This window comes from Janthinobacterium sp. P210006 (assembly GCF_036231885.1).
Classification (GTDB): domain Bacteria; phylum Pseudomonadota; class Gammaproteobacteria; order Burkholderiales; family Burkholderiaceae_D; genus Janthinobacterium; species Janthinobacterium violaceinigrum.
In genome coordinates this window covers 730063-752028 of the sequence record NZ_JAZARD010000004.1, presented here as the reverse complement: position 1 = coordinate 752028, position 21966 = coordinate 730063, and the positions used below count along the sequence as shown (strand labels likewise).

Here is a 21966-nt window from a genome sequence, read left to right as displayed (position 1 = left end):
GCCCCGGCCATGCCGGCGGCGCCCGCTGCCCATGGAGACCTTATGCAGACTTCCCCCGCCCCACGCCCCAGCAGCGCCTTTATCGGCGCGTCCTGGGCGGCCTTGCTGATCGGCATCGTCACTTACCTGTCCGGCCTGTGGAATGCCGGCATGGCCCTCAACGAAAAGGGCTATTACTTCACCATCCTCATGTACGGCCTGTTCGCCGCCATCTCGCTGCAGAAATCCGTGCGCGACCGCAGCGAGGGCATTGCCGTGACGGGCATCTATTTCGGCCTGTGCTGGATTTCCGTGCTGCTGGCCTTGCTGTTGCTGACCGTCGGCCTGTGGCATGCCACCCTGCAAAACAGCGAAAAGGGCTTCTATGCCATGGCATTCCTGCTCAGCCTGTTTGCGGCCGTGGCCGTGCAAAAGAATGTGCGCGACGTAGCGCGCGCCTCGGCCGCCGCACCCGCCGAGCTGCCGGGAACTTAAACACCGGCAGCGCATCTATCCCAGTATCCAAGTCGGGAGAGGATGATGGGCGACCAGCAGAAACGTTTACAGATGGCCCTGGAAGCGGCGCACATGGCGATCTGGGATTCGCGCATCGTCGCAGGCCAGGTCATCGACGGCACGGTCAGCTGGTCGGCCAAGGGCGCCACCTTGCTGGGCCTGGAAGAGCGCGCGCTGACGCAGCCGTTCCGCAGCTTTCTCGACTGCGTGCACGCCAGCGACCGCGACAAGGTCGTCGATGTGCTGCAGGACGGCGTGCGCCGGCGCGCCGGCTACGCGCTGCAATACCGCGTCGTCTGGCCCGACGGCAGCGAACACTGGCTGGCGGCCAAGGCGCAGGTCTTCATGGACGGCGGCGGCCATCCCGAACGCACCTTGGGCATCATCTGGGATATCACCGAGCACATGGCGCGCGAGCTCATGATCGCCGAGCGCAAGGAGCTGGCCGAAGTGACGCTCAGTTCCATCGGTGACGGCGTCATCACCACCGATCCGCAGGGCAAGACGCGCTACCTGAACCGCGTGGCCGAGCAATTGACGGGCTGGACCAACGACATGGCGCAGGGCCTGGACATCGGACTGACCCTGCCGCTGGCCGATGAATGCACGGGCGAAGCACGCGAGCACGTGGCCATGCGCTGCCTGCAACAGCGCCAGGCCATCGGCATTTCGCCCCGCTCGCAGCTGATCACGCGCGAAGGCCGGCGCATCGCCGTCGAGGAGTCCGCCGCGCCCATCTGGTCGCGCGACGGCGATATCCTCGGCGCCGTCGTCGTCTTCCGCGACGTCAGCCACGAACGCAAGCTGAGCCAGCAACTGTCGTGGCAAGCCACGCACGACACCCTGACAGGCCTGATCAACCGGCGCGAATTCGAGCACCTGGTGGCCAACGCGCTGCGCACGGCCAAGCAGGACGGCCACGCGCATGCGCTGCTGTACCTGGACCTGGACCAGTTCAAGGTCATCAACGACACCTGCGGCCACGGCGCCGGCGACGTGCTGCTGCAGCTGCTGGCCAAGATGCTGCAGGGGCAGATGCGCGACAGCGACATCCTGGCGCGCCTCGGCGGCGACGAACTGGGCGTGCTGCTGCCCCACTGTCCCATCGAGCATGCGCGCCTGATCGGCGAACAGCTGCGCCAGTCCGTGCGCGAATTCCAGTTCGCCTGGGACGAACGCAGCTTCGAACTGGGCGTGAGCATCGGCATCGTGGAAATCAACCAGGACAGCAAGTCCATGAGCGAGCTGCTGAGCGCCGCCGACCAGGCGTGCTACCTGGCCAAGGAGCAGGGCCGCAACCGCCTGCACGTGTACCAGGAGTCCGACGTCATGCTGGCGCAGCGGCATGGCGAAATGCTATGGATTTCGCGCCTGAACGAAGCGTTCACGCACGATTATTTCCGCCTGTACGCCATGCCCATCGTGCACCTGCACGACAGCCCGGAACACCACGACGAAGTGCTGATCCGCATCCGCAACAGCCAGGGCGACCTGATACTGCCCGGCGCCTTCATCCCGGCCGCCGAACGCTACGACATGATGCTGTCCATCGACCGCTGGGTCATCCGCGCCGTCTGCCACCATATCCAGAGCGTGCGCGACAGCCTGCCACCGCTGGCCGCGCTGGCGGAAAGCCGGCGCCGCGCACCGGCCCTGTATTCCGTCAACCTGTCGGGCATGTCGCTGGCCGACACGGGCTTGCAAGACTACATCACCGAGCAGTTCGTGCAATACGCGATTGCGCCTGAGCAAATCTGCTTTGAAATCACGGAAACGGCCGTCATCGCCAACCTGCCCAAGGCGCAAGTGTTCGTGCGCCAGCTCAAGGCCCTGGGCTGCCGCTTTTCGCTCGACGACTTCGGCAGCGGCTTTTCCTCGTTCGGCTACCTGAAAGCGCTGCCCGTCGACTACCTGAAAATCGACGGCGTCTTCGTGCGCGACATCGCCAGCAACGCCATCAACCGCGCCATGGTCAAGGCCATCAATGAAGTGGGCCACGTGATGGGCCTGCAAACGGTGGCCGAATACGTGGAAAACGCGGAAACCCTGGCCATCGTCCGCGAGCTGGGCATCGACTACGCGCAAGGCTACGCCGTGGGCAGCTTGCGGCCGCTGACGGCGGGCATCGATTAGGCATCGCCGGCAACCAATACCTTTAAAACAATGCTGCATTGCTATCGCTAAATGCGTCTAAGCACGACCAATCTGGAGGATTTTGATCTACATCAATAAATTTGCGTAGGCGACTCCTTACACTGATCTCCATTCTTGCAATCGTGCAAGTCTTACTCACCAATTACTTATTTAACCGATCAGGAAGCCGCGACCATGCGCCAAAATTTGCCAGTGACTAACCGTGAAGTCCTCGTCTTGGACGATCAGGCCATCGTGTCGAAAACGGATATGAACGGCAATATCGTGTATGTGAATCCGTACTTCAGCCAGGTCAGCGGCTTCAGCGAGGCCGAGCTGCTCGGTTCGCCCCAGAACATCGTGCGCCACCCGGACATGCCGGCCGAAGCGTTTGCCGACCTGTGGGCCTCGATCCAGGCGGGCACGCCATGGACGGGCCTGGTCAAGAACCGCTGCAAGAACGGCGACTTCTACTGGGTGCGCGCCAACGTCACGCCCATCCGCGAAGCGGGCAAGACCATCGGCTACATGTCCGTGCGCGTCAAGGCCGACAAGGACCAGGTGAAAGCGGCCGAGGAAGCGTATGCGGCCATCCGCAACAAGGAAGGCGGCAATATCGTCATCAAGAACGGGCAGATCGTGCGCCCGGGCCTGGCGCACCTGCTGCACAACCTGACGCACATGTCGCTCAACCTGCGCATCTGGGCCGCCACCTCCATCGTCAACTGCCTGCAGCTGCTGGTGTGCGTCATCAGCCTGTTCGCCAGCGGCGGCCAGATCACCAATTACGCCATCTTCGGCGCCACCCTGTTCGGTTTCCTGATCAACGTCTTCCTCTGGTACACCTTGCGCATGTCCGTGCTCAAGCCGCTGGGCAAGGCCCTGAACGGCGCGCGGGCGATTGCCGCCGGCGACCTGTCGGGCAGTTTTGAAACGGAAAGCACGGATGAAGTGGGGCAATTGCTGCGCGCGCTGCAACAGATGAACAGCAACCTGATCGCCACCATCCGCGACGTGCGCATCAACGTGGAAACCATGGCCGTGGCCACCAAGCAGATCGCCGTCGGCAATATGGACTTGTCCGGCCGCACGGAATCGCAGGCGGCCAGCCTGGAAGAGACGGCCTCGAGCATCGAGGAATTCTCGTCGACCGTCAAACAGAACGCGGACAACTCCGTGCAGGCAAATGAACTGGCCGTGGCCGCCTCGAAGGTGGCCGTGCAGGGCGGCGAGATCGTTTCCGAAGTGATCACCACCATGGACGAGATCAACACCTCGTCGAAGAAGATCGTCGACATCATCGGCTTGATCGAAGGCATCGCCTTCCAGACCAACATCCTGGCCCTGAACGCGGCCGTGGAAGCGGCCCGCGCCGGCGAACAGGGCCGCGGTTTTGCCGTGGTGGCGGGCGAAGTACGCAACCTGGCGCAGCGCTCGTCCGTGGCAGCCAAGGATATCAAGCAACTGATTGAAATTTCCGTCGGCAAGGTGGGCGCCGGCATGCTGCAGGTGAACCGCGCCGGCGCCACCATGGAACAGGTGGTCAGCTCCGTCAAGCAGGTGACGGCCATCATGCAGGAAATTTCCATCGCTTCGCGCGAACAGAGCATCGGCGTCGACCAGGTCAACCAGGCCATCGCCCACATGGACCAGGTAACGCAGCAGAACGCGGCCCTGGTGGAAGAAGCCGCCGCGGCCGCCACGCGCCTGGCGGAAGAAGCCGCCAGCCTGTCGCAAGCCGTGAGCCTGTTCAATTTCGGCAAGATGCCGCCACCGCGCCGTGTCGCCATGCCTGGCGGCAAGGGCGGCGCCGCGAACGCGGGCAAACCCGCCGGCCTGAAGCGCCTGGCCGCCTAAACCTTTCAAGACTTTACACACACCATGCCTACACTACTCAGCAGTGCTTCCGCCGACCTGGACGCCGTCGTCGAATTCGACCCGGTCATCATCGGCAAAATGAGCCAGTCCGGCCCCCGCTACACGTCGTATCCGACCGCCGACCGCTTCAATGGGGAATTTGGCTACGGTAACTTCCTCGAAGCGCTGGCCGCCCTGCGCATGCGCGGCGGCCGCCGTCCCCTGTCGCTGTACGTGCACGTGCCGTTCTGCGACACCTTGTGCTACTACTGCGCCTGCAACAAGATCATCACGAAAGACCGCAGCAAGGCCGCCACCTACCTCAGCTATTTGAAGCAGGAAATCGCCATGCAGGGCAAGCTGTTTGCCGGCATGAACCAGATCGAACAACTGCATTTCGGCGGCGGCACGCCCACCTACCTGAGCGAAAAGCAGATGGACGAACTGATGGCGCACCTGCGCCAGCATTTCGACTTCGCCTCCGATGAAGACGGCGAATATTCGATCGAGATCGATCCCCGCACCGTGTCGCGCGAACGCGTGTTTTCGCTGCGCGCGCAAGGTTTCAACCGCATCAGCCTGGGCGTGCAGGATTTCGACGCCGACGTGCAGAAGGCCGTCAACCGCATCCAGCCCGAGGCGGAAACGGTGGCCATCATGCAGGCGGCGCGCGACGCGGGCTTCCGCTCGATCAGCATCGACCTGATCTACGGCTTGCCCAAGCAAAGCCTGGAGACCATGACGGAAACCCTGCGCAAGGTGATTTCCGCCAGCCCCGACCGCATCGCCCTGTACCACTACGCGCACATGCCGCACCTGTTCAAGCCGCAGCGCCGCATCCTCGACGCGGACATGCCCGACAGCGCCACCAAGCTGGCCATGCTGGGCCTGTGCATCGCGCGCCTGACGGCCGCCGGCTATGTGTACATCGGCATGGACCATTTCGCCAAGCCCACGGACGACCTGGCCGTGGCGCAGCGCCAGGGCCGTTTGCACCGCAACTTCCAGGGCTATTCCACGCGCGCGGAAGCGGACCTGATCGCCTGCGGCGTGTCGGCCATCAGTTCCGTGGGCGCCGTCTACAGCCAGAATGAAAAGACGCTGGACGCGTACTACGAAAAGCTCGACGAAGGCGTGCTGCCGATCGCGCGCGGCATCAAGCTCGATACGGACGATCTGTTGCGCCGTATCATCATCCAGATGCTGATGTGCAATTTCGAATTGTCGATCGCCACCATCGAACAGGCGCACCCCGTCAAATTCCGCAGCTATTTCGCCGCCGAACTGGAAAAGCTGCGCGAACTGGCGCGCGACGGCTTGCTCGTCATCGAGGAAGACTGGCTGACGGTGACGCCGAAAGGGCGCTTGCTGATCCGCAATATCTGCATGGTCTTCGACCGCTACCTGACCCTGGCGCGCGCCACTGCGGCGCCCGATGCGGTGCAGCCGCTGCGCTACTCGAAAACGGTGTAGCGCCGCGCGATGAATGCCCTGAGCCTCGTGCCCATGTTCTTGGTCGGCCTGGCCGGCAGCGTGCACTGCATCGGCATGTGCGGCGGCATCGTGGGCGCCCTGTCGCTGGGCGGCGGCACGCCCGCGCACCCCGTGATCGCCATCGCCGTGGCGCGCCCGGCGCTGCAGACCACCTTGCCTGCGAACGTGCTGCGCGTGCTGGCCTACAACGGCGGGCGCATCGCCAGCTACATGCTTGCCGGCGCCCTGGCCGGCAGCCTGGCGGGCGCGGGCATGCTGCACCTGGCGTCGCTGCAAGTGGCCGGCTACTGGCTGGCCAACCTGATGCTGGTGGCTTTGGGCCTGTACCTGATGGATGTCTGGCGCGGCCTGGCCCGCCTGGAAGCGGCCGGCAACGTCGTCTGGCGCCGCGTGCGCCCCCTGTTGAAACCGCTGATGCCGATGGATACATCGCTGAAAGCGCTGGCCGTGGGCGGCCTGTGGGGCTGGGTACCGTGCGGCATGGTCTACAGCGCCCTGCTGACGGCCATGATGCAAGGTTCGGCCCTGCAGGGCGCGGCCGCCATGGCCGCCTTCGGCCTGGGCACCCTGCCCACCCTGCTCGGCATGGGCTTGCTGGGCACGCGCTTGCGCGCGCAGATGCAGCGCCGTCCCGTGCGCATCGCCAGCGGCTTGCTGGTGCTGGGCTTCGGCTTGCTGGGCCTGCTGCGCGCCGCCAATGGCGTGTCGCTGGGCTGGCTCGACGCCCTGTGCGTCACGGGCCATCCATGAAAAGACGCATGAAAACAAACCCATGAATGCTGTATTAAAACCGTCCGCCTGCTTCCATTGCGGCTTGCCCGTGCCCGCCGGCGCCAGCTGGAGCGTCACCATCGACGACGTGCCGCGCGCCATGTGCTGCCCCGGCTGCGAAGCGGTGGCGCAAACCATCGTCGACATCGGCCAGAGCGCGTATTACCGCGACCGCGACGAATACGCCGTCAATGCATTTGACGCCACCCTGATGCCGCCCGAACTGCGCCTGTACAGCAATGACGATGCGCAATTCGCGCGCGACGCCAGCAGCTGCGAAGCGACCCTGTCCGTCGAAGGCATCCGCTGCGCCGCCTGCGTCTGGCTGATCGAACGCCAGCTGACGCGTTTGCCCGGCGTGCAGGCGGCCAGCCTGAACGTCGCCACGGAGCGTCTGTACGTGCGCTGGAGCCGCGCCGAATGCGAGCCGGGCGACATCCTGCAAGCCGTGCGGCAAGTGGGCTACACGGCCTATCCGTATGACGCCGTGCGCCATGGCGAGCGCCTGCAAAAGGCCAGCAAAACGCTGGGCCGCCAGCTGTTCGTGGCTGGCCTGTCGATGATGCAGGTGATGATGTACGTGGCGCCATCCTACCTGGCCGCCGAGGATGGCACCCTGGACGACAGCATGGCCAGCCTGATGCGCTGGGCCAGCCTGCTGCTGACCTTGCCCGCCATCTGCTATTCGGCCATGCCGTTCTTCCAGGGCGCCTGGGCCAGCCTGCGCGCGCGCACCCTGGGCATGGACGTGCCCGTGGCACTGGGCATCCTGGCGGCCTTCTTCGGCAGCGTAGTGGCGACGTGGACGGGCCGCGGCGAGGTGTATTACGACTCGGCCACGATGTTCATCTTCCTGCTGCTGTGCAGCCGCTATTTCGAGCTGCAGGCGCGCCGCAAGGCCGCCTCCGCGCTCGAGCGCCTGCAGCACGCCTTGCCCGCGTCCGCTTCGCTGATGGCGGGCTTTCCCGACAGCCGCGCCACCACCCTGGTGCCGGCCGGCAGCCTGGCCGTGGGCGACGTCATCCTCGTGAAGCCGGGCGAGGCGATTGCCGCCGACAGCGTCATCGTCGAGGGCACGAGCGCGCTCGATTTATCTCTGCTGACGGGCGAGAGCGCGGCGCAGCGCAGAAAAACGGGCGAGCGGGTGCCGGGCGGCGCCATCAATGCCAGCGCGGCGATCATCTTGCGCGTGCTGAAACCGGCGCGCGAAAGCACCCTGTCCGATTTATTGAAACTCATCGAGCGGGCCGGCAGCGGCAAGCCGCAGATCGCCCAATGGGCCGATAAAGTGGCGGCCTGGTTCGTGCTGGGCCTGCTGCTGTTTGCCGGCGCCGTGTTCGCCTTCTGGAGCTGGCACGATGCGGCGCAGGCGTGGCCCGTGGCCATTGCCGTGCTGGTCGTTTCGTGTCCGTGCGCCCTGTCGCTGGCCACGCCGACGGCGCTGGCGGCCGCCACCGACAGCCTGCTGCGGCGCGGCGTGCTGATCGTCCAGCCCCATGTGCTGGAAACCCTGCACCGCGCCACCCACATCGTCTTCGACAAGACGGGCACCCTGACCCTGGGCCGGCCCGTGCTGCAGCAGGTCGAGGGCCTGGGCAGCATGGGCGAGGACGCTTGCCTGCAGGTGGCCGCCGCGCTGGAAGCGGGCAGCGCCCATCCGCTGGCGCAGGCGATCCTGCTTGCGGCCGAAGGCTTGCCAGGACAGCAGCCGCGCGCGCATGCGGAACACTTGCAGGAAGTGCAGGGACAGGGACTCGAAGGCATCGTCGACGGCGTGCGCTACCGCCTGGGCAATGCCGCGTTCGTGGCCGCCATCGCGGGGCCGCCGCTGGGCGACACGGCCGTCGGCGTGCAGGGCATGACGCCGCTGTACCTGGGCACGCAGGGACGCTGGCTGACGCGTTTCCTGCTCAGCGATGCGCTGCGTCCGGAAGCGGCTGACGTGGTCGCGTATTTCCACCGACGGGGCAAGCAAGTCGTGCTGCTGAGCGGCGACCAGGAGGCGCTGACGCAAAGCGTGGCGGCGCAACTGGGCATCGCCACGGCCTGCGGCGAATGCCTGCCCGATGAAAAACTCGATTTCGTGCAGCAGCTGCAGGCGACGGGCGCCGTGGTGGCGATGGTAGGCGACGGCATCAACGACGCCGCCGTGCTGAGCGCGGCCGACGTCTCGTTTGCCATGGGTTCCGGCGCCGCGCTGGCGCAGGCGCATGCCGATACGGTGCTGCTGTCGAGCCAACTGGTTTCCGTGCTGGACACGGCCAGGACGGCCGCGCGCAGCATGCGCATCATCCGCGAGAATCTGGGCTGGGCCACCCTGTACAATCTGACGGCCATCCCGGCCGCCGCGCTGGGCTTTTTGAACCCGTGGCTGTCCGGCGTCGGCATGGCTGCCAGCTCGGCCGTCGTCATCGCCAACGCCCTGCGCCTGCGGAAAGTCTAATGGAAGCTCTCTACCTCCTCATCCCCCTCAGCGTCGTGGTCGTCTTCATCGCCCTGTGGGTGTATTTCACGGCCTCGGACAGCGGCCAGTTCGACGACCTCGTCGGACCTGGCCTGCGCGTGCTGCAGGACGACGATACGCCGGCCCAGCCCGCGCCCGACGAACCGCCGGCCTGACTTTTTCCTGCTCAATACGCTGGCGCCCGCCAGCGCCGGCAAGCGTCTTTTGACACAGGTCAAGCAGCGCTTGCAGGGATCTTGTCCGGCTTTTTTGATCGAAATATCACTTTATTTCGATGCCACTTCGCTACGCTTATTTCATCCGGGGAATTTTGATCCACATCAAAGTTTTTTCGCGGTCAAACACTTACTCTCTGGCCACCATCATAAATAGTAATTCCAGGGAGAGTCTTTGTGGATCAATCGCTGAACTATAACTACAAGATCGTGAAGCAATTCGCGGTCGCTACTGTGGTATGGGGCATCATCGGCATGCTGGTTGGCGTTATCATCGCCGCTCAGTTGGCCTGGCCTGCCCTGAACCTCGACATACCATGGCTGACATACGGACGCTTGCGTCCGCTGCACACGAATGCGGTGATTTTCGCCTTCGGCATCTGCGGCCTGTTCGCTACTTCGTACTACGTGGTGCAACGCACCTGCCAGGTACGCCTGTTTTCCGACAAGCTGGCCGCCTTCACGTTCTGGGGCTGGCAAGCGGTGATCCTGTGCGCCGTCGTCACCCTGCCCATGGGCATGACGCGCGGCAAGGAATACGCGGAACTGGAATGGCCTATCGCCATCCTCATCGCCGTCGTCTGGATCGCGTACGCCATCGTGTTCTTCGGCACCCTGATCAAGCGCAAGGTCAAGCACATCTACGTGGCCAACTGGTTCTTCGGCGCCTACATCCTGGCCGTGACGATTTTGCACGTGGTCAATGGCGCCGTCATGCCAGCCTCGTTCACCAAGTCGTATTCCGCGTATGCGGGCGTGCAGGACGCCATGATCCAGTGGTGGTACGGCCATAACGCGGTGGGCTTCATCCTGACCGCCGGCTACCTGGGCATGGTCTACTACTTCATCCCGAAACAGGCCGAGCGCCCCGTGTACTCGTACCGTCTGTCGATCGTCCACTTCTGGGCGCTGATCTTCACCTACATGTGGGCGGGCCCGCATCACCTGCACTACACGGCATTGCCTGACTGGACGCAATCGATCGGCATGGTCTTCTCGCTGGTCCTCCTGGCACCAAGCTGGGGCGGCATGATCAACGGCATCATGACCCTGTCGGGCGCCTGGCACAAGCTGCGCACCGACCCGATCCTGAAATTCATGATCGTCTCGCTGTCGTTCTACGGCATCGCCACCTTCGAAGGTCCGATGATGTCGATCAAGACCATCAACTCGCTGTCGCACTACACGGACTGGACCGTTGCCCACGTGCATGCGGGCGCCCTGGGCTGGGTGGGCTTCATCACCATGGGTTCCATCTACTACCTGCTGCCGCGCCTGGCGGGCCGCACGCAGATGCACAGCACGCGCCTGGTCGACGTGCACTTCTGGGTGGCCACCATCGGCATCGTGCTGTACATCGCGGCAATGTGGATCGCCGGCGTGATGCAGGGCCTGATGTGGCGCGCGGTCAATCCGGACGGCACCCTGACCTACACCTTTGTCGAGAGCGTGAAAGCGACGTATCCGTACTACGTGGTGCGCGTGGCCGGCGGCCTGCTGTACCTGTCGGGTATGTGCATCATGGGCTACAACACCTGGATGACCTTGCGCGGCAGCAAACTCCCCGTCGCCCGCATTCCAGAACTGAACGCGGCGCACGCCTGATAGGAGCGAAAGCAAATGAAATTTTCACATGCATGGATTGAGAAAAACCCCTGGCTGCTGATCGCCCTGGTCACCGTGGTGATCAGCATCGGCGGCGCCGTCGAGATCGTTCCCCTGTTCTTCCAGAAGAGCACGACGGAACCCGTCGCCGGCCTGAAGCCGTACTCGCCGCTGCGCCTGGCGGGCCGCGACATCTACGTGCGCGAAGGCTGCTACAACTGCCACTCGCAGATGGTGCGTCCGCTGCGCGCGGAAACGGAACGCTATGGCCACTATTCGGTCGCCGGCGAGTTCGTCTACGACCGTCCGTTCCAATGGGGTTCCAAGCGCACGGGGCCGGACCTGGCCCGCGTGGGCGCCCGCTACAGCGACGAATGGCACCGCACGCACTTGAACAACCCGCGCGACGTGGTGCCCGAGTCGAACATGCCGGCCTACCCCTGGCTGGCGAAGACCAAGCTGGTGCCTGACGAGATCATGCCGAAGATGCGCGCCCTGAAACGCCTGGGCCAGCCGTACAGCGATGAAGAGATCGCCGCCGGCCCCGCGCAGCTGCAGGACAAGACGGAAGAAGACGCCCTGGTCGCCTATCTGCAAGGCCTCGGTACATTAATCAAAACAAGGAATTAGCATGGCAATCGAAAACCTGTTTGACAGCGCCAGCAGCGTCATGACGGTGGTTTCCTTTACGACGTTCGTGGGTATCCTGTGGTGGACGTTCAGCCGCAGCAATAGCGACTTCGACGCGGCAGCGCGCCTGCCGTTCGCCGACGACGCGCTCGACTATCCGGCCGAGGCCGAGATGAACCTGGCGAAGGAGCATCACCATGGCTGACTTTACCAATGGCTTCTGGAATATTTACATCATCGTGCTGTCCCTGCTGGGCATCATCGGCTGCGGCGTGCTGCTGTACTCGCAGTCGAAAGTGAAAGTGGCCGCCGGCGCGCCCGCCGACGGCACCACGGGCCACGTGTGGGATGAGGACTTGAAGGAACTCAACACGCCGATGCCGCGCTGGTGGATGTGGCTGTTCTACATCACCATCGTCTTCGCCCTCGCTTACCTGTTCCTGTATCCGGGCCTGGGCAACTATGCCGGCAGCCTGGGCTGGAAATCGACGGGCCAGTACGAGGAAGAGCTGAAGAAGGCGGAAGCCGACTACGGTCCCCTGTTCAACAAGTACCTGAGCCAGGACTTGAAGACGGTGGCTGCCGATCCGCAGGCGCAAGCCATCGGCCAGCGCCTGTTCCTGACCTACTGCGCGCAATGCCACGGTTCGGATGCGCGCGGCAACAAGGGCTTCCCCAACCTGACGGACAAGGACTGGCTGTATGGCGGCGATCCCGACATCATCAAGACCACCATCATGCACGGCCGTAACGGCCAGATGCCGCCGATGGGCGCCGCCCTGGGCTCCGAAAAGGATGTCGAGAACGTGGCCCATTATGTGCTGAGCCTGTCCGGTTCCACGTCGGACCCCGTCAAGTCCGTGCTGGGCAAGGCCAAGTTCGGCGCCTGCATGGCCTGCCATGGCGCCGATGCGAAGGGTAACCAGATGCTGGGCGCGCCCAACCTGACGGACAAGATCTGGCTGTACGGCGGCAGCGCCGACACCATCATGGAAACCGTACGCAAGGGTCGCAACAACACCATGCCGGCCTTCAGCGATTTCCTCGGCGAGTCCAAGGTACACGTGCTGTCGGCGTATGTCTGGAGCCTGTCGAATCCCCAGACGCCCGTGAAATGATGTAATGGAACCTCAAGTCATCAAGATGTATGCGGCCCGCGAGCAAATCTACCCTCGCGAGGCCAAAGGACGCTACGCTACCTGGCGATGGGTATGCGTATGGCTTACCCAGCTTGCGTTCTACGGCTTGCCGTGGTTGACCTGGAATGGCAGGCAAGCCCTGCTGTTCGATTTGACCACGCGCAAGTTCTACATTTTCGGCGTCGTGCTGTGGCCCCAGGATTTCATCTACCTGGCGGCCCTGCTGATCATCTGTGCGTATTTGTTGTTCCTCGTCACGGCCATTGCCGGGCGGGTGTGGTGCGGCTTTTCCTGCCCGCAAACGGTATACACGGAAATCTTCCTGTGGGTCGAACGCAAGATCGAGGGCACGCGCAGCGCGCGCATGGCCCTCGACAAGCAGGGCCCGTCCGTGCGCAAGACGGCCAAGAAGACGGCCAAGCACCTGGTATGGGGCGCCATCGCCCTGTGGACGGGCTTTACCTTTGTCGGCTACTTCACGCCGATCAAGGAACTGGCGCAGGCGGTGACCACCCTGAACTTCGGTCCGTGGGAATGGTTCTGGGTCTTGTTCTACAGCCTGGCAACCTACGGCAACGCGGGCTGGCTCCGCGAGCAGGTGTGCAAATACATGTGCCCCTACGCGCGCTTCCAGAGCGCCATGTTCGACCAGGACACGCTGATCATCACCTACGATGCCAAGCGGGGCGAACCCCGTGGCGCCATGAGCAAGAAGGCCGGCAACAACGACAAGCTGGGCGACTGCATCGACTGTACCCTGTGCGTGCAGGTGTGTCCGACCGGCATCGATATCCGCAACGGCCTGCAGTATGAATGCATCGGCTGCGCCGCCTGCGTCGATGCCTGCAACAGCGTGATGGACAAGGTCGACCGGCCACGGGGACTGGTACGCTACAGTACCGACCATGCGATGGAAAACAACTTCAATTCGAAGCAGATACGCCAGCGCGCCATGCGCCCGCGCGTCCTGATCTACACTTCCATCCTGGCCCTGATCATCATCGCCGTGTGTACCTCGCTGGCCCTGCGCACGCCCCTGAAAATGGACGTGATCCGCGACCGCGGTTCGATGGGACGCGAAGTGGAAGACGGCATGATCGAGAACGTCTACCGGCTGCAGATCATGAACACCTCGGAGCAAAGCCAGCATTTTAAAATCAGCGTATCCGGCTTGCCGGGCCTGACCTTGCTGACGCGCGATGAAGTGACCCTGCAGCCGACGGAAACCCTGGGCTGGCCCATCCGCCTGCGCACGCCGCATGGCGTGGGCGAGAAGGGCTCGAACAAGATTGCGATCGAGCTGCAATCGCTGGACGACCCGTCGCTACACGTGCGTGAAAGCGCGGTCTTCATCGTGCCGCGCTAATGCAGGAAGGCCAATCCCCGCATGGGGATTGGCCGTTTAAACAGGAGAAATATCATGTCCGACAGCCTCAAGCTGCAAGCCCCCGTGGCGCCGTGGTACAAGCATCGCTGGCCATGGCTGCTGATGATCGGCCCCGGCCTGTCCGTCGTCGTCGGCAGCACCATGGGCTATATCGCATTTACGCAGCCCGACGCGCTGGTGGTGGGCGATTATTACAAGCAGGGCAAGGCGATCAACCAGGACTTGCGGCGCGATACGGTCGCCAGCGACCTGGCCATGTCAAGCAAGCTGTCGTACGACGTGGCGGCAGCGCGCCTCAGCGGTTCCGTGCACAGCTTCGGCAAGGCGTATCGGGCGCCGCTGCAGCTGCACCTGGCGCATGCGACCCAGCCGGAAAAAGACATCAAGCTGCTGGTGCAGCCTGATGCGGCCGGCAACTTTTCGGTGGCGCTGCCCATGCTCGAGCGCAGCCGCTGGCAAGTGCTGGTGGAAAACGACAAACGCGAATGGCGCCTGTCCGGCATCTGGACCTGGCCCCTGCAGCGCAGCATCGCGCTGCATGCGGATGAAGAGCTGTAAATCCTACTTGCAGTTGTCCGTGCCGGCCGTAATGGCCTTCAGCTTGGCCGGCTGCAGGATCTCGATCTCGCGGTTCGAGACGCGCAGCCAGCCTTCCTTCTTGAACTTCGACAATAAGCGGCTGACGCTCTCGATGGTCAGGCCCAGGTAGTTGCCGATTTCCTCGCGCGACATGCGCAGCTGGAAATTGCTGCCCGAATAGCCGCGTGCCTCATAGCGCGACGCCAGGTTGACGATGAAGGCGGCAAAACGCTGGGTCGCCTGCATATTGCCCAGCAACAGCATGACGCTTTGCTCGCGCGTGATTTCCTGGCTCATCATGCGGTGGAAATGGCGCAGCAGGGTCGGCATATTGCCCAGCAATTGTTCCAGGCTGGAAAACGGAATTTCACACACTTCACTGTCTTCCAGCGCCACGGCATTACAGTGGTGGCGGTCGGCGCTGATGGCATCCATGCCCAGCAGTTCGCCAGCCATCTGGAAGCCCGTCACCTGCTCTTCGCCGCCCGGATTGATCTGGTAGGTCTTGAAGTGCCCCAGGCGGATCGCATACAGGTTCTGGAACGAGTCCCCGATGCGGAACAGCGAGGCGCCGCGCGCGATCTTGCGGCGGCGGCCGATGATCTGGTCCAGCCGGTCCATATCACCCACATCCAGGCCCATCGGCAGGCACAATTGATGCATGCTGCAGGTCGAGCATCGCGCACGCAACGCCTCCACGTTCACTGTGGGCAAGGTTGGAGTGAGTAACGCTTCAGTCATGTCGGTACCTTTTAGAAAATGCAACAACAAGTTTACTGCATACAGGGTTGCCGTGTGCCAATTTCACGGTAATTTCGGCGAATAAACGACGTCCAGCCTTTAATTATATGGCAACATCGTCAAAAGCCCGTATGGGGCAAGGCAATTTGCGCAGCGGCGCTTGCCAAGCTGGGGCATTGATAGGAAAATTCCTGACAGCATTATCTGCCGCTGTGCCGCCCGGTACTGAAAAGGAAATCATGAAGCCTCTCGGCATCAAAGCAAAAGTCGCGCTGGCCACCAGCCTGACCTCGATCGCCATGATCGCGCTCGTCACCATGATCCAGGTGCAGCACATGCGCGCCGACTTCACCAAAGTACTGCTGAGCCAGCAGTCTTCCCTGATCAGCCGCACCGCTGCCGAGCTCGACGACAAGCTGGCCATGCTGCTGCAGATCGTCACCCTGACGGCCCGGCAGCAGCCGCCGGAATTGATCGCCCAGCCCGCCAAGCTGCGCGAATACTATGCGCGCCGCTCGATGCTGGTGCTGTTCGACGACGTGCTGGTGCTCGACGCGCAAGGCGCCGTCGTGGCCGACATGCCGGAGGTAGCGGGGCGCGCCGGCATCAACGTCGCCGAGCGCGAATATTTCCAGACCGTCCTGCGCACGCGCCAGCCCATGATCACCGAACCGATGCTGGGCAAATCGAGCGGCATGCCCATCGTGCAGATGGTGGCGCCCGTGCTGGACGCCGATGGCCAGGTGGCTGGCGTGGTGATCGGCGTGCTGCGCCTGTACAAGGACAATCTGCTGGGGCGCCTGCGCTCGGAAAAGATCGGCAAGAGCGGCTATTACTTCATCCTCACGCGCGGCGACGTGCCGCGCTACGTGCTGCACCCCGATACCAGCCGCTTGCTGCAGCCGCGCAAGCCGAATGCCAACCTGACGACCACGCAGCTGCTGAAGGAAGACGGCGAAGGCAGCATGGTCAGCACCAACAGCCGCGGCGTCACGGCCGTCAACAGCTTCAAGCGCCTGAAGTCCGTAAACTGGCTGCTGGCCGCCTCGCTGCCCGTCGAAGACGCCTTCGAACCATTCGATGGCGTGCTGTACCGGCTGGTGCTGTGGAGCATTCTCGCTTCGCTGCTGGCCGCTGCCGTTCTGGGCTGGGTGACCGTGCGCCTGCTGTCGCCGCTGGTGCGCCTGCGCGACACCCTGCTGGCCCTGCGTAGCAGCGGCAGCCGCTTCACGCCCGTGCCGGTGCAGCAGCGCGACGAGATCGGCGAACTGACGGAAGCGTTCAACGGCCTGATGAGCGAACGCGACCGCCTGCAGCAAGAACTCGAAGCGCGCGCGGCAGAGCTGGAACAGGAGCGCGACCGGGCCGAGGCGGCCAACCGCGCGAAGAGCGACTTCGTGGCCAACATGAGCCATGAAATCCGCACGCCCCTCAATGCCGTGCTGGGCATGGTGTATTTGCTGGGCAACACCAGGCTCGACACGGAACAGCGCAAATACCTGACCATGGTGCGCGTGGCGGGCCAGTCGCTGCTGGGCATCCTCAACGACGTGCTCGATTATTCGAAGATCGAGGCGCGCCGCATGGAATTGTCGCCCGTCGAATTCGACCTCGACGAAGTCATGAATACCCTGGCCACGACGATGACCATGAATGCGGGCGAGAAGGAACTGGAACTGGCCATCGCCGTCGAGCCCGACGTGCCGCGGCGCCTCGTGGGCGACGCCCAGCGCCTGCAGCAAATCCTCGTCAACCTGGCTGGCAACGCCATCAAGTTCACGGAGAACGGCGAAGTGGTAGTGGCCGTCAGCCTGGCCGACAGCCAGCAGGGCAGCGCCTGGCTGCGCTTTGAAGTGCGCGACACGGGCATCGGCATGACGGAGCAGCAGCAACAGCAACTGTTTGCCGCGTTTTCGCAGGGCGACCAGAGCATCACGCGGCGCTTCGGCGGCACGGGCCTGGGCCTGGCCATCAGCAAGCAGCTGATCCACATGATGGGCGGCGAAATCGCCGTCGCCAGCAGCGAAGGCAAGGGCAGCCGCTTCTGGTTCAGCGTACCGTTCGAGATGCTGGCGCAGCCGGCCGAAACGCGGCGCACGCCCGCCCTGGGCCAGCTGCGCCTGCTGGTGGCCGACGATAACCGCACCACGCGCGAACTGATCGTCAAACTGATCGAGGCATGGGGCTGGCTGGCCGACGAAGTGGACTCCGGTTTTGCCGCCATCGAACTGTACCGCGAGCGCCTGGCGCAGCAGCAGCCGTACGACGTGGTGCTGGCCGACTGGCACATGCCCGTGATGGACGGCCTGGCCACGGCCAAGGCCATCCGCCAGGCCGCCGCTGGCCAGCGCCAGCCCATCGTGGTGATGGTCAACGCGTTTGCCCGCAACCACCTGGAGGAAATCTCCAGCGCGGCCGAGGCCGACGTCGTGCTGATGAAGCCGATCACGGGCTCGAGCCTGTTCGATGCCCTGCACCAGGCGCTGATCGCCAAGGACGACGGCGGCGAGCAGCGCATCCTGCATCAGCCGCTGGGCACGGAACTGGCCGGCGTGCATTTCCTGCTGGTGGAAGACAACCACCTGAACCAGGCCGTGGCGCGCGGCATCCTCGAACACATGGGCGCCACGCTGGACGTGGTGGGCGACGGCTTGCAGGCCGTGGAACGGCTGCGCACGGAAGCGCTGCGCTACGACATCGTGCTGATGGACATGCAGATGCCCGTCATGGACGGTTTCAGCGCCACCCACATCATCCGCACGGAACTGCGGTTGAACCTGCCCGTGATCGCCATGACGGCCGGCGTGCTGGCGTCCGAGCGCGAGCGCTGCATGACGGCCGGCATCAGCGATTTCATCGCCAAGCCCGTGGTGGTGGAAGAGATGATGGAAGTCATCCTGCGCCACCTGCCCAAGCGCCCGCAAGTGCAGACGGCGGAAGCAGCGCCCGGCGCCGATGAGGAAGTATTTTCCATGGCGCCCCTGATGCGCGTGATGGGGCGCGATGCGAAGGGCCGCGGCGTGCTGCGGCGCATGGTGGAAGACGCGCTGAACAAGGGCATGACGCCCGTGCACGACGCCGAAACGGCGTTGCAGGCAGGCCGCCACAGCGACGTGGCGCGCATCCTGCACGGCGTGCGCGGTTCCGTGGGCACCCTGGGCACCAAGCGCCTGATCCGCGCCGCGTTTGCCACCGAGGAAGCCATCGATGCGGGCCGCTTCGATGCGGTGCCGGCGCTGCTGGCGCACACGGCGCAGGAACTGGAACTGGCGCTGGCGGCGGCGGCCGATTGGTTGTCCCGGCTGAAGGATTAAGCTCGCTTGAACCCAAGAGATAAAGGCCGGGGTCGTACCCTCAGGGTACGACCCCAGTGCTTGCTTCGGGTTTAGGCCGGCACGCCCAGGATCACGCTGGACGCCTTGAAGATGGCCGTCACATTGCTGCCGAGCTCGATGGCGAGGTCGGTGCTGCTCTGGTTGGTAATGATGGCGGCTATCGTGCCGCCACGGGGCAGGTCCAGCACCACTTCCGTGTTGACGGCGCCCGTCTGCACGCGCGTGACGGTGCCGGCCAGCTGGTTGCGGGCGGAAAAGCGCGCCCCTTCGCTGTCGGCCACGAGGATGATGGACGACGCCTTGATCAGCGCGAACGCTTCCGCGCCCGGCACCAGGCCCAGGTTTTCGCTGCTGTCGCGCGTGACGATGGCGACGATGTGCTGGCCGCCTGGCAATTCCAGGGTCACTTCGTCGTTGACGGCGCCCTGTTTTAGTTCAGCAACTTTGCCCAGGAATTGATTGCGTGCCGTGGTTTTCATGGCCATTCTCCGTATGAGTAAAAGATCGTCGGCGATGCCTTCCGCCTGGCTGCCCAGCTGGCGCAGATAGCGGGCATGCTCACGCTCGATGATACGGAAATTGTCGACCAGCTGGCGCCCCCGAGGCGTCAGCCGCGTGCCGCCGCCGCCCTTGCCGCCCGTCAGGCGCTCGACCAGCGGCTCGCCGGCCAGGTTGTTCATGGCGTCGATGGCGTCCCAGGCCGCCTTGTAGCTCATCTTCACAAGCTTGGCCGCCTGCGTGATGGAGCCGCACTCGGCGATGGCGCCCAGCAATTCCACCCGGCCGACGCCGCCCAGGTGCTCGCCGCCCACCGTCATCCATACCGAGCCTTGCAGGCCGATTTCCGCTGCCGTTGATTTATCCAATGCGTTCACCCAATGCCCTATGTTCTTCCATGCTGTCAATTTGTCCGTCACGCAAGTAAAGCACATGTTCACCCAGGATGCGCGCATCTTCCGGATCATGGGTGATCAGGATCATGGGCACGTCCAGGCGCTGTTGCCACTGGCTCAGTTCCAGACGCATTTTGACACGCAGGGCCGGATCGAGGGCGGCAAACGGCTCGTCGAGCAGCAGCGCGCTGGGCTCGGCCACCAGTGCCCTCGCCAGCGCCACCCTTTGGCGCTGGCCACCGGACAACTCGTCGGGAAACTGGTGCGCCAGTTCCTGCAAGTGAAACGCATCGAGCCAATGGTCGACCTTGGCCAGCTTTTCCCGCGCGCGGGGATTGAACCAGCCGCGGCTCAGGCCAAAGCCCACGTTCTGGCGCACCGTCAGGTGCGGAAACAGCGCGTAATCCTGGAACAGATAGGCCACGTTGCGCTGCTGCGGCGGCAGGTTGATGCCGGCGGCGGAATCGAACAGGGTGCGGCCGTTCAGGCGGATATGGCCCGCATCCGGCGTGAAGAGTCCGGCAATGGCTTTCAGGGTCATGCTCTTGCCGGCGCCGGACGGGCCATACAGGGCGATGCGCTGGCTGCCGGACGTGCATTGCACCTGCATGTCGAAACGGCGTTTTCCGGAGCGCAAAGTGGCGCGGAGGTCGAGGTCGAGTTGCATGGCGTTATTTGTGAGCGATGCGCCCGGGCGCCAGGCGGCCAGCCGACAGCAGCACCACGATACACACGGCGGATGTAATCAGGACCAGCGTATTGGCCACATCGTCCTGGCCCGCCTGCACGGCTTCATACACGGCGACGGACAGGGTCTGCGTCTTGCCGGGAATGCTGCCGGCTACCATCAGGGTGGCGCCAAACTCGCCCAGCGCGCGTACAAAGCCCAGCAGCACGCCAGCCAGGATGCCGCGCCAGGCCAGCGGCAGGGTCACGCGGAAAAAGATGGCCATTTCAGAAATGCCCAGCACGCGGGCCGCCTGCTCCAGCTGGCCGTCGACCGCCTCGAAGGCGGCGCGCGCGGGCTTGAAAACGAGGGGAAAGGCGACCACCGTGGATGCGATCACGGCGCCCTGCCACGTAAAGATCAGGTTGATGCCGAAGTTATCCTGCAGCCAGATGCCCATCGTGCCGCGCCGGCCCAGCAGCACCAGCAGGTAATAGCCGAGCACGGTGGGCGGCATCACCATCGGCAGGGTCAGGAGGGCGTCGAGCAGCTCGCGCCCGGGAAAACGCGTGCGCGCCAGCAGATAGCCCGTGCCGATGCCGAGCAACAAATTGAGCGCCGTGGCCCACGCCGCTACCTTGAGCGACAGGGCCAGCGCGGTCCAGGCGATATCCATGCGGGCGCGTACCTGAATTATGGCTTCTTGAAACCGTACTTGGCTAGGATCGCTTGCGCCGGCGCCGACTGCAGGTAGCTGACGAAGCGCTTCGCTTCGGCCCCATTGCTGCTGCCCTTGATGGTGGCGATCGGGTACAGCACGGGCGCCTCGAGCGGCACGTCCAGCACCACGTTCACTTTATCCTTCATGATGGCCGCGTCGGTGGCGTAGACAAAGCCCGCATCGACTTCGCCGCGCGCCACGTAGTCGAGCGACTGGCGCACGTTCTGCGTGCCGATGGCCTTCGGCTGCACGGCATCCCACAAGTTCGCCTTTTTCAGCGCGCCTTCCGAGTAGCGGCCGACGGGCACGCTGGCGGGGTTGGCGATGGCCACGCGGGTCACGCCCTTGTGCGTCAGGTCGCTCAAGCTCTTGATGCCCAGCTTGCTATCGTGCGGCACGATCAGCACCAGGCTGTTGCTGACGAAATCCATGCGGTCGGCCGGCAGCACCAGGCCCTGCTTTTGCGCCGCATCCATGGTTTCCTGGTCGGCCGAGGCAAACACGTCCACGGGCGCGCCCTTGACGATCTGTTGCAGCAGCACGCCCGAGGCGGCGAAGTTCAAGGACACCTTGCTGCCCGGATACTGCGCCTCATAGCTTTGCGCCGCATCCTTGAACGCATTCGTCAGGCTGGCCGCGGCCGATACGACCACTTCGCCGGCAAGGGCGGACGAGGCGGCGCTGGCGAGCAGGGCGGTGCCGAGGAGCTTGGCGAGGGAGGTGAGGCGCATGATCGTATCCTTAATGAGAAGAGAACAAGGCCCGTAATATACACCGATATATAACGTTCTGCCATGCATCAGGTCAAGCCTGCACAAGGCGGATTCCCTGATATACTGT

General features: G+C 64.0%; 19 protein-coding genes. 14 read left to right on the top strand and 5 right to left on the bottom strand.

The window, feature by feature from the left end; genetic code table 11:
* Window positions 1-42 precede the first annotated feature (42 nt).
* From yiaA to VPH41_RS23075, 13 genes are all read left to right on the top strand, one after another.
* Window positions 43-474 (top strand): inner membrane protein YiaA, encoded by a 432-nt coding sequence (gene yiaA / locus VPH41_RS23135; protein WP_328571628.1) that lies wholly within the window; start codon window positions 43-45, stop codon window positions 472-474.
* Between the two features lie 45 nt (window positions 475-519).
* Window positions 520-2628 (top strand): EAL domain-containing protein, encoded by a 2109-nt coding sequence (locus VPH41_RS23130; RefSeq protein ID WP_328571627.1) that lies wholly within the window; start codon window positions 520-522, stop codon window positions 2626-2628.
* 195 nt (window positions 2629-2823) lie between these two features.
* Window positions 2824-4485, top strand: coding sequence for a methyl-accepting chemotaxis protein (locus tag VPH41_RS23125; RefSeq protein ID WP_152284396.1), 1662 nt, complete (start codon window positions 2824-2826; stop codon window positions 4483-4485).
* A 24-nt stretch (window positions 4486-4509) separates the two neighbouring features.
* Window positions 4510-5958 (top strand): oxygen-independent coproporphyrinogen III oxidase, encoded by a 1449-nt coding sequence (gene hemN / locus VPH41_RS23120; RefSeq protein WP_328571626.1) that lies wholly within the window; start codon window positions 4510-4512, stop codon window positions 5956-5958.
* 9 nt (window positions 5959-5967) lie between these two features.
* Window positions 5968-6729 (top strand): sulfite exporter TauE/SafE family protein, encoded by a 762-nt coding sequence (locus VPH41_RS23115; RefSeq protein WP_328571625.1) that lies wholly within the window; start codon window positions 5968-5970, stop codon window positions 6727-6729.
* A 22-nt stretch (window positions 6730-6751) separates the two neighbouring features.
* Window positions 6752-9193, top strand: a complete 2442-nt coding sequence (locus tag VPH41_RS23110; RefSeq protein ID WP_328571624.1) for a heavy metal translocating P-type ATPase — start codon at window positions 6752-6754, stop codon at window positions 9191-9193.
* The gene (gene ccoS, locus VPH41_RS23105) at window positions 9193-9369 is read left to right on the top strand and encodes a cbb3-type cytochrome oxidase assembly protein CcoS (RefSeq protein ID WP_152284392.1); all 177 of its coding nucleotides are present in this window, start codon (window positions 9193-9195) and stop codon (window positions 9367-9369) included. Before VPH41_RS23110 ends, ccoS begins: the two co-directional genes overlap by 1 nt.
* Before the next feature lie 237 nt (window positions 9370-9606).
* Entirely contained in the window at window positions 9607-11034 is a 1428-nt protein-coding gene (gene ccoN, locus VPH41_RS23100; RefSeq protein WP_034752511.1) for a cytochrome-c oxidase, cbb3-type subunit I, read from the top strand.
* A 15-nt stretch (window positions 11035-11049) separates the two neighbouring features.
* Window positions 11050-11664 carry a cytochrome-c oxidase, cbb3-type subunit II gene (gene ccoO, locus VPH41_RS23095; RefSeq protein ID WP_092719191.1) on the top strand — a complete coding sequence of 205 codons (615 nt, stop codon included), beginning with the start codon at window positions 11050-11052 and terminating at the stop codon, window positions 11662-11664.
* A 1-nt stretch (window position 11665) separates the two neighbouring features.
* Window positions 11666-11869 (top strand): cbb3-type cytochrome oxidase subunit 3, encoded by a 204-nt coding sequence (locus VPH41_RS23090; protein WP_035823305.1) that lies wholly within the window; start codon window positions 11666-11668, stop codon window positions 11867-11869.
* The gene (ccoP, locus tag VPH41_RS23085) at window positions 11862-12782 is read left to right on the top strand and encodes a cytochrome-c oxidase, cbb3-type subunit III (RefSeq protein WP_152284391.1); all 921 of its coding nucleotides are present in this window, start codon (window positions 11862-11864) and stop codon (window positions 12780-12782) included. Before VPH41_RS23090 ends, ccoP begins: the two co-directional genes overlap by 8 nt.
* A gap of 4 nt (window positions 12783-12786) precedes the next feature.
* Window positions 12787-14169, top strand: coding sequence for a cytochrome c oxidase accessory protein CcoG (gene ccoG, locus VPH41_RS23080; RefSeq protein WP_328571623.1), 1383 nt, complete (start codon window positions 12787-12789; stop codon window positions 14167-14169).
* A 54-nt stretch (window positions 14170-14223) separates the two neighbouring features.
* Window positions 14224-14748, top strand: a complete 525-nt coding sequence (locus VPH41_RS23075) for a FixH family protein (RefSeq protein WP_152284389.1) — start codon at window positions 14224-14226, stop codon at window positions 14746-14748.
* 3 nt (window positions 14749-14751) lie between these two features.
* Here VPH41_RS23075 and fnr read toward each other — a convergent pair whose 3' ends face one another.
* Window positions 14752-15510 (bottom strand): fumarate/nitrate reduction transcriptional regulator Fnr, encoded by a 759-nt coding sequence (gene fnr, locus VPH41_RS23070; protein ID WP_152258281.1) that lies wholly within the window; start codon window positions 15508-15510, stop codon window positions 14752-14754.
* A 239-nt stretch (window positions 15511-15749) separates the two neighbouring features.
* Here fnr and VPH41_RS23065 point away from each other — a divergent pair, with 239 nt between their 5' ends.
* Complete coding sequence (locus VPH41_RS23065; protein ID WP_328571622.1) at window positions 15750-18824, top strand: response regulator; 3075 nt, start codon at window positions 15750-15752, stop codon at window positions 18822-18824.
* 71 nt (window positions 18825-18895) lie between these two features.
* Here the strand turns inward: VPH41_RS23065 and VPH41_RS23060 are convergent, their stop codons facing one another.
* From VPH41_RS23060 to modA, 4 genes are read right to left on the bottom strand one after another with little or no spacing between them, the layout of a single operon-like run.
* Window positions 18896-19663, bottom strand: coding sequence for a TOBE domain-containing protein (locus tag VPH41_RS23060; protein WP_287776619.1), 768 nt, complete (start codon window positions 19661-19663; stop codon window positions 18896-18898).
* A 40-nt stretch (window positions 19664-19703) separates the two neighbouring features.
* Window positions 19704-20405 (bottom strand): sulfate/molybdate ABC transporter ATP-binding protein, encoded by a 702-nt coding sequence (locus VPH41_RS23055; RefSeq protein ID WP_152284386.1) that lies wholly within the window; start codon window positions 20403-20405, stop codon window positions 19704-19706.
* Between the two features lie 4 nt (window positions 20406-20409).
* Window positions 20410-21081, bottom strand: a complete 672-nt coding sequence (modB, locus tag VPH41_RS23050; protein ID WP_152258284.1) for a molybdate ABC transporter permease subunit — start codon at window positions 21079-21081, stop codon at window positions 20410-20412.
* Window positions 21082-21098: 17 nt separating this feature from the next.
* On the bottom strand, window positions 21099-21857 hold the full coding sequence (gene modA, locus VPH41_RS23045; protein ID WP_328571621.1) for a molybdate ABC transporter substrate-binding protein: 759 nt from the start codon (window positions 21855-21857) through the stop codon (window positions 21099-21101).
* Window positions 21858-21966: the final 109 nt, after the last annotated feature.

Excerpts from the sequence above, each read along its gene's own strand:
- yiaA (WP_328571628.1), top strand. The coding sequence starts at position 43 with ATGCAGACTTCCCCCGCCCCACGCCCCAGCAGCGCCTTTATCGGCGCG.
- VPH41_RS23130 (WP_328571627.1), top strand. The coding sequence starts at position 520 with ATGGGCGACCAGCAGAAACGTTTACAGATGGCCCTGGAAGCGGCGCAC.
- VPH41_RS23125 (WP_152284396.1), top strand. The coding sequence starts at position 2,824 with ATGCGCCAAAATTTGCCAGTGACTAACCGTGAAGTCCTCGTCTTGGAC.
- hemN (WP_328571626.1), top strand. The coding sequence starts at position 4,510 with ATGCCTACACTACTCAGCAGTGCTTCCGCCGACCTGGACGCCGTCGTC.
- VPH41_RS23115 (WP_328571625.1), top strand. The coding sequence starts at position 5,968 with ATGAATGCCCTGAGCCTCGTGCCCATGTTCTTGGTCGGCCTGGCCGGC.
- VPH41_RS23110 (WP_328571624.1), top strand. The coding sequence starts at position 6,752 with ATGAATGCTGTATTAAAACCGTCCGCCTGCTTCCATTGCGGCTTGCCC.
- ccoS (WP_152284392.1), top strand. The coding sequence starts at position 9,193 with ATGGAAGCTCTCTACCTCCTCATCCCCCTCAGCGTCGTGGTCGTCTTC.
- ccoO (WP_092719191.1), top strand. The coding sequence starts at position 11,050 with ATGAAATTTTCACATGCATGGATTGAGAAAAACCCCTGGCTGCTGATC.
- VPH41_RS23090 (WP_035823305.1), top strand. The coding sequence starts at position 11,666 with ATGGCAATCGAAAACCTGTTTGACAGCGCCAGCAGCGTCATGACGGTG.
- ccoP (WP_152284391.1), top strand. The coding sequence starts at position 11,862 with ATGGCTGACTTTACCAATGGCTTCTGGAATATTTACATCATCGTGCTG.
- ccoG (WP_328571623.1), top strand. The coding sequence starts at position 12,787 with ATGGAACCTCAAGTCATCAAGATGTATGCGGCCCGCGAGCAAATCTAC.
- VPH41_RS23075 (WP_152284389.1), top strand. The coding sequence starts at position 14,224 with ATGTCCGACAGCCTCAAGCTGCAAGCCCCCGTGGCGCCGTGGTACAAG.
- fnr (WP_152258281.1), bottom strand. The coding sequence starts at position 15,510 with ATGACTGAAGCGTTACTCACTCCAACCTTGCCCACAGTGAACGTGGAG.
- VPH41_RS23065 (WP_328571622.1), top strand. The coding sequence starts at position 15,750 with ATGAAGCCTCTCGGCATCAAAGCAAAAGTCGCGCTGGCCACCAGCCTG.
- VPH41_RS23060 (WP_287776619.1), bottom strand. The coding sequence starts at position 19,663 with ATGACGGTGGGCGGCGAGCACCTGGGCGGCGTCGGCCGGGTGGAATTG.
- VPH41_RS23055 (WP_152284386.1), bottom strand. The coding sequence starts at position 20,405 with ATGCAACTCGACCTCGACCTCCGCGCCACTTTGCGCTCCGGAAAACGC.
- modB (WP_152258284.1), bottom strand. The coding sequence starts at position 21,081 with ATGGATATCGCCTGGACCGCGCTGGCCCTGTCGCTCAAGGTAGCGGCG.
- modA (WP_328571621.1), bottom strand. The coding sequence starts at position 21,857 with ATGCGCCTCACCTCCCTCGCCAAGCTCCTCGGCACCGCCCTGCTCGCC.